The sequence below is a fragment of the Caballeronia choica genome (assembly GCF_001544535.1).
Classification (GTDB): domain Bacteria; phylum Pseudomonadota; class Gammaproteobacteria; order Burkholderiales; family Burkholderiaceae; genus Caballeronia; species Caballeronia choica.
The window spans coordinates 1-633 of record NZ_FCON02000594.1 but is presented as its reverse complement, the minus strand read 5'-3'; the positions used below and the strand labels follow the sequence as shown (position 1 = coordinate 633).

Annotated in this window: 1 pseudogene; it reads right to left on the bottom strand. The window is 62.6% G+C overall.

Going from position 1 to position 633, the window contains the following annotated elements:
* A pseudogene (locus AWB68_RS45905) lies at nt 1-560 on the bottom strand (hypothetical protein); the annotation flags it as partial.
* Between the last annotated feature and the right edge of the window lie 73 nt (nt 561-633).

The window sequence follows — 633 nt, the reverse complement described above, 5'->3', positions numbered from 1 at the left end:
GAAATCCCGAAGCTCGCCGATCCCATGCAGGTGTCGGAGAGGGTCGTCGTGAGCGAAGGCGCTGCGATCGCCGGCGTCGTACGTACCGAGTACGAGCTCTGGTTATAGTCGACGGTCGCTCGCGTGTCGTACGGGCTCGAACCCGGCGTGCTGGCGGCCTTGTTGGCGGCATCGGTCGCGCCCGTTCCCGCGGTGCCCGTTCCGTTCGTGCCCGTGCTCGACGAGTTGTTGGACGCGGTCAACGACGGCATCGTGAGGGAGATGTTCACGTTCGACGAACCGCCCGACGCATTCGATGCACCGCCCGTTGCGTTCGAGCGTCCGCCCGACGCAACCGCGCTGCCGATGCCGCCGACCGACGACGAGTTTGAATTCGTGGTGGCGGAAGAATTCGCCGAGGTTCCGATGTTGTTCAGGCTCGATCCGCCGCCCTGCCCGATGCCGACCGACGACGAGCCGGACGTGGAGCCAGAGCTTGAATTAGCCGTTGTGTCGGCATGAGCGGCCTGCGCGACGCAAAACAGAACGGCGCATGCAATGTGCAATGTGGTCTTTGTCATTGTAGTTCTCCGGAAAAGAAAGGGGAACGCCACGTTGAAGCGGTCCCTTGGAACGGCTTAGAGTTTTTATCGA